This window comes from Pseudomonas sp. GXM4, assembly GCF_008923895.1.
Classification (GTDB): domain Bacteria; phylum Pseudomonadota; class Gammaproteobacteria; order Pseudomonadales; family Pseudomonadaceae; genus Aquipseudomonas; species Aquipseudomonas atacamensis.
Map to the genome: position 1 here is coordinate 1 of NZ_WBRZ01000331.1, position 5,445 is coordinate 5,445.

A 5,445-nucleotide genomic window follows, 5' to 3' on the forward strand; every position below is an offset into this window, starting at 1 on the left:
ACATCAAAAGATCGCAGCCTTCGGCAGCTCCTACAAGGGTTTGCGCAACAGATTACTGCGCGGACTTCTGCTTCAGCCGCTCAAGGATTGCATTGGCGCTGCCTTCGTTCGGCGTGATGCCGGCGTCGCGCAGTTTGCGTTCCAGGTCGTTGCCGGTAGAGGCGTCGGCCAGTTCGTCTGCGGCGTTCAGTTCGGCAGCGCGTTGCTGCTGCTTGGCTTGCAGGCGGTTCAGGGTGCCGACCGCGGTTTCCAGTTTGCCGTTGGCGCCGCCGCTGGCAATCGAGGCGCTGACCTGGGCTTTCTGCACGCTATCGCGGGCCTTGGCCATGTCCACTTGCTGGCGCAGGCTCTTGATCCGCGATTCGGCTTTGCTGATGTCTTTGCGCATGTTGTCGGCGTAGGCGCCGAATTCATCGCTGAGTTTCTTCTCGGCAGCGAGGTCGTTGGTCAGGGTCGAAATCGCTTCGGCCACTTCCAGCGCCAGGTCTTCGCGGCCGGCATTCAACGCGGCCACAGCCTTGGCTTCGAGGTCCTTGATCTTGGCGTCGTATTCGCTGACGCGGTCGGCGGCCAGTTTGTGCTTGGCCATGATCGTTACCAGTTCGCGGCGGGCATTGGACAGCGCGGTGTCCGCGTCGCGGATTTCCTGATCGAGGATGCGCAGGGCCTGCTGGTCGGCGATGGCTTCGCCGACTTCATTGGCGCCGCCGCGCAGCGCGGTGAACAACTTGCTCCAGATGGACTGAGTCATTGGATATTCCCTGTTGATTACTTGAAGAAGTGTTCGAAGGCTTCGCTGGCGCGCTGCACGTTGTCGACCAGGGTTTTCACCTCGGTGACTACGTTGGTCAGGCTCGAATCAGCACTGAGGGCGCCGAACATGTTGTAGACGGTCTGTCCGTTCGGCATCGATTCGATCCCGATCGACGACAGCGGGAACATCTCGCGGCTGCGCAGCACGGCATCGTTGAACGCCTGGACATTGCTGATCGAATCGATGTCGACCAGCACGGTGTCGACGATGATCTGCTGGCCGGCCAGGGCGATGTGAATCGGCAGGCCGCCGAATTCATTCATTTCCAGCTTGATGCTCGGCTCGGAGCTCTGGATCAGGGACAGCGAAATCTCTTGGGAAGCCACCTCGTCCAGCGCCTTGAGGGCATTGAAGAGGCTGTCGATGGTCCAGTTGTTGCCTGCGCTCATGTATTTCTCCGACATGAAAGAGCCAGCCAGAATCGGTTGGCGTAGCTGTTGCTCCATTTGCTTGAGCAAGCTTCGGTTTTCCGGAAGCACCCAAGTTTCGTGTTTCACATAACCGGCGGCGGCCAGGCCTGCGCGCATCTGCTTCATGTAGAAGCTCGACGGTTTTTTCGCTGACGTCTTGCCACGCTCGCCCTTGGGGCTGGCTGCGGCAGGCGTAGGAGTGCGGCTTGTCATGGCTGGAATCCGGTTATGAGCGTCTCACGCGTGGGCCACACTACAACCAATGCAAAGTGCCATCAATGACTCACGCGTGAGATTTTCATGACAAACGCAAAAAGGCCCGCAACGTGGCGGGCCAGGGGATTGCGCAGTTGTTGCTAGGCGTTGCTGCTGAGGAACTCGTCAGTGGATACCACGCTGGCATAGGCGAAACCCAGCGCCGCCATGAAGGCTGCGTGCACATGGGCGGCCGGCACCGTCAGGCCATTGAATTCCAGATCACGGCTGGCGCAGGCATCGTGAATCACGATCACGCTGTAACCCATGTCTGCCGCCGCGCGGGTGATGCCATCGACGCACATATGGCTCATGCTGCCGACCACCACCAGGTCGGTGATGCCGTGTTCGTCTAGTACTGCTTTCAGTTCGGTTTCACGGAACGAGTTGACGAAGTGCTTGAGCACCACCGGCTCGTCGGCGCGGTTGAGCACTTTCGGATGCAGTTTCGCCCCTTCGGAGCCGGGAGTGAAAAACGGCGCGTCTTCGGAGGTGAATTCATGCCGAATGTGCACCACCGGATCGCCCGCTGCGCGAAAGGCTGCGATCAGCTGTGCGGCGTTGTCGGCAGCGGCGTCGGCGCCGACCAGCGGCCACTTGCCTTGGGGGAAGTAGTCGTTCTGGATATCGACTACGATGAGCGCTTGCTTGGCCATGGGATTGTCCTCGAGGCAGTGATTGGGTGTGGTCTCAGTATTGGCGCTTGCCGAGGATTCGAGGATTGGCCGCACCGACAATAGACGGGGGAAAACTGACAATGGCTGCACAAAGAGTCGCCACCGCTGAACTGGGCGTGCTGATTTACCCCGGCGCGCAACTGGCGGCGGTGCACGGTCTGGCCGACCTGTTCGCGGTGGCCAACCGCATCGCCGCCGAGTATCAGGCTGTGCAATTGCCCTTGCTGCGCGTCAGTCACTGGCAGGTCGAGGGCGAGCAGTTGCCGACGCGGGTCTATGACAGTCATCCCGGCGTCGAAGACGCCTTGCTCGCCGTGCTGATTCCGCCGTCCCTCGGCGGGTTCGATGCGGCACAGATGACTGCGAGTCTTGCGCAATGGCTGCGCGATCAGCATGCGCGCGGCGCAACCCTTGGTGGTGTTTGTGTGGGCTCGTTGATGCTCGCCGAAAGCGGCTTGCTCGACGGTCGCAGCGCCACCACCCACTGGACCTCGGCCCAGGCGTTTGCCGATCGCTACCCGAAGATCAAACTGAAGGCCGACACGCCGATTGTCGACGACGGTGACCTGATCACCACGGCGGGGCTGATGGCCTGGTCGGAACTGGGACTGCGCCTGGTCGATCGCTTGCTCGGCCCCAGCATCGCCACCGCGACCGCGCGTTTTCTGGTGATGGAACACAGCGACAGCGCCAGTGAATGCGGGAGCAATTTCGCGCCGATCCTCAGCCATGGCGACGCGGCGATTCTCAAGGTTCAGCACTGGCTGCAAAGCACCGGGGCGACGGATGTTTCGCTGAACGCGATGGCCGAGCGCGCGGGCCTTGAAGAACGCACTTTCCTGCGCCGATTCCGCGCCGCGACAGGCTTGAAACCGACCGAGTATTGCCAGCACCTGCGGGTTGGCAAAGCGCGAGAAATGCTCGAGTTCACCAATGGCACGATCGACCACATTGCCTGGACGGTGGGCTATCAGGATCCGGGCGCGTTTCGCGCGATTTTCAAGAAAATTACCGGGTTGGGGCCGAGTGATTACCGGGGGCGGTTTGGTCTGACGCGGTAGCCTGGGCACTGGAGTAACCCTGTGGGAGCTGGCTTGCCAGCGATGCGATCAATCAGTTGCAAAACAGGTGACTGATCCACCGCCATCGCTGGCAAGCCAGCTCCCACAGGTTTTTGCACAGGATCACGGATCGTGCAATTTGCCGGAGTTTTGCGCGCTGTCGTGCAGTTTGAAACAGGCGTGATGCCAGCACTTGTCTGGCAAACGCCGGATAACCGGGCGATTGCGGCCGATTGCTCATTGGCCTGATCTCTGCAATTTCCTTTGAGAACCCATCGACTGATAAAGGGGAACGCATGACCCCGACACCCAGCAACAAAATCGTCGTGGCCCATTCGGTGCGTGCCGAGGCGCCGCAACATGAAGTCGAGACCAACAAGGCCCTGGCGCGTTGGCTGGCGCAGATTCTCGGCTGCAAATTCGGCGGCAGTTTCGATCCGGCCAAACATCAGGGCCGCGAGCTGTATCTGCTGCCAACGCAAACCATCGTCGGCGCCGCCCACGCGCAAGCGCTGGGCATCAAAGGCCCCGATGACTTGTGGGGCGGTTACGTCGAATACGATTTCATCTGCACCAAAGCCATCAGCCACGGTTTGCGCAGTCATCTGGCGCACGCGCCGCAGGGCTGGTCGCCGCTGTTTTCGGAGCGGGTGCGCAACGTTGTGCTCGACGGTCTCAGCGTATTCGCCCTGGAAGATGCGCGGCCCGCCGCCGAGCATCTGCTGTACGCCGGGCCGATTCGCTTGAAGCCGATTCACGCTTGCGCCGGTCGCGGTCAGGAAGTGATCAAAAGCCTCGATGCGTTCGATGAAATCCTCGCTCGTCCCGAAGCGCAAAGCCTGTTCAGCGACGGCGTAGTGCTGGAGCAGGACTTGCGCAACGTCGTCACCCACAGCGTCGGCCAGTCGTTCATCGGCGGCAAAGTGTTGAGCTATTGCGGTGATCAATACTTGACCGAGGACGGCCAGGGCGAAGAGGTCTACGGCGGTTCGAATCTGCTGGTGGTGCAGGGCGGCTATGACCAATTGCTCGCGCTGGATCTGCCTGATGATGTGCGTCTGGCCATCGAGCAGGCGCAGGTCTTCGACAGTGCCGCCAACGAAGCTTACCCGCGCTTCTTCGCCTCGCGGCGCAATTACGATATCGCCCAAGGCCTCGACGCCAGCGGCAACCCGCGCAGCGGCGTGCTCGAACAATCCTGGCGCATGGGCGGTGCCAGCAGCGCTGAAGTGGCCGCGTTGCAGAGCTTCGTCAACGATCCACAGATGCGCGCCATCCGTGTGTCGTCGGTGGAAACCTATACCGATCAGGCGCTGCCGGCGGACGCCATCGAGGTCTATCGCGGCCCGGCGGAAAACAGCGCGTTTCTTCTCAAATATGTGACGGTCCAATCCTATGACGGCTAGAAGCGAAAGCATTCAAATCGACATTGATGACGAACAGATGAGCGGGACCTTTCTCAGTCCCAAATCGAAAGTCCCGGGGGTGTTGTTTGTTCACGGTTGGGGCGGCAGTCAGGAACGTGATCTGGAGCGGGCCAAAGGCATCGCCGGCCTGGGTTGTGTGTGCCTGACCTTCGACCTGCGCGGGCATACCGGCGGCACCGGAATCCCGCTGACCCGGGTGACCCGTGAAGACAATCTGCGTGACTTGCTGGCGGCCTACGATCGCCTGCTGGCGCACCCGGCCCTCGACACTTCGGCGATCGCCGTGGTCGGCACCAGTTATGGCGGTTATCTGGCCTCGATCCTGACGTCACTGCGCCCGGTGCGCTGGCTGGCGCTGCGCGTGCCGGCGCTGTACCGGGATGAACAATGGCACACGCCCAAGCGCGATCTGGACAAGGCCGACCTGCGCGATTATCGCAATACGCTGGTGCGCGCCGACAGCAATCGCGCCCTGCATGCCTGTTCGCAATTCACGGGCGACGTGCTGTTGGTGGAATCGGAAACCGACGACTTCGTGCCCCACGCGACGATCATGAGTTACCGCGCCGCCTGTCAGCAGACTCACTCATTGACCCATCGGATTATTGATGGCGCCGATCACGCATTGAGTGATCCGGTTTCGCAGCAGGCCTACACCTCGATCCTGGTGGACTGGATTACCGAGATGGTGGTGGGGGAGCGGTTGAGCATTATCCAATCCAGATGATCTGTCGCATGTACCGGCCCCTTCGCGAGCAGGCTCGCTCCCACAGGTTGAACGCATTTCAAATGTGGGAGCGA

At 61.0% G+C, this 5,445-nt stretch carries 6 protein-coding genes; 3 read left to right on the forward strand and 3 right to left on the reverse strand.

Translation table 11 applies throughout. The features are described 5' to 3' along the window. Window positions 1-52: 52 nt before the first annotated feature. From F8N49_RS25145 to F8N49_RS25155, 3 genes are all read right to left on the reverse strand, one after another. Window positions 53-751: a PspA/IM30 family protein gene (locus F8N49_RS25145; protein ID WP_016772954.1), complete on the reverse strand. Its 699-nt coding sequence runs from the start codon at window positions 749-751 to the stop codon at window positions 53-55. 17 nt (window positions 752-768) lie between these two features. Continuing rightward, the gene (locus F8N49_RS25150) at window positions 769-1,350 is read right to left on the reverse strand and encodes a YjfI family protein (RefSeq protein ID WP_225914461.1); all 582 of its coding nucleotides are present in this window, start codon (window positions 1,348-1,350) and stop codon (window positions 769-771) included. Window positions 1,351-1,580: 230 nt separating this feature from the next. Beyond that, window positions 1,581-2,135: a cysteine hydrolase family protein gene (locus F8N49_RS25155; RefSeq protein WP_073475763.1), complete on the reverse strand. Its 555-nt coding sequence runs from the start codon at window positions 2,133-2,135 to the stop codon at window positions 1,581-1,583. Window positions 2,136-2,236: 101 nt separating this feature from the next. Between F8N49_RS25155 and F8N49_RS25160 the strand changes: the two genes are divergently transcribed. From F8N49_RS25160 to F8N49_RS25170, 3 genes are all read left to right on the forward strand, one after another. Beyond that, entirely contained in the window at window positions 2,237-3,217 is a 981-nt protein-coding gene (locus F8N49_RS25160; RefSeq protein ID WP_151553041.1) for a GlxA family transcriptional regulator, read from the forward strand. 296 nt (window positions 3,218-3,513) lie between these two features. Further along, complete coding sequence (locus F8N49_RS25165) at window positions 3,514-4,623, forward strand: DUF3182 family protein (RefSeq protein ID WP_151553043.1); 1,110 nt, start codon at window positions 3,514-3,516, stop codon at window positions 4,621-4,623. Then, on the forward strand, window positions 4,613-5,371 hold the full coding sequence (locus F8N49_RS25170; RefSeq protein ID WP_042610641.1) for a S9 family peptidase: 759 nt from the start codon (window positions 4,613-4,615) through the stop codon (window positions 5,369-5,371). The genes F8N49_RS25165 and F8N49_RS25170 overlap by 11 nt, the downstream gene beginning before the upstream one ends. Window positions 5,372-5,445 lie beyond the last annotated feature (74 nt).

Bases quoted from the DNA above. Each gene is read 5' to 3' on its own strand.
- F8N49_RS25155 (WP_073475763.1), bottom strand. From the start codon at position 2,135: ATGGCCAAGCAAGCGCTCATCGTAGTCGATATCCAGAACGACTACTTC.
- F8N49_RS25170 (WP_042610641.1), top strand. From the start codon at position 4,613: ATGACGGCTAGAAGCGAAAGCATTCAAATCGACATTGATGACGAACAG.
- F8N49_RS25160 (WP_151553041.1), top strand. From the start codon at position 2,237: ATGGCTGCACAAAGAGTCGCCACCGCTGAACTGGGCGTGCTGATTTAC.
- F8N49_RS25145 (WP_016772954.1), bottom strand. From the start codon at position 751: ATGACTCAGTCCATCTGGAGCAAGTTGTTCACCGCGCTGCGCGGCGGC.
- F8N49_RS25165 (WP_151553043.1), top strand. From the start codon at position 3,514: ATGACCCCGACACCCAGCAACAAAATCGTCGTGGCCCATTCGGTGCGT.
- F8N49_RS25150 (WP_225914461.1), bottom strand. From the start codon at position 1,350: ATGAAGCAGATGCGCGCAGGCCTGGCCGCCGCCGGTTATGTGAAACAC.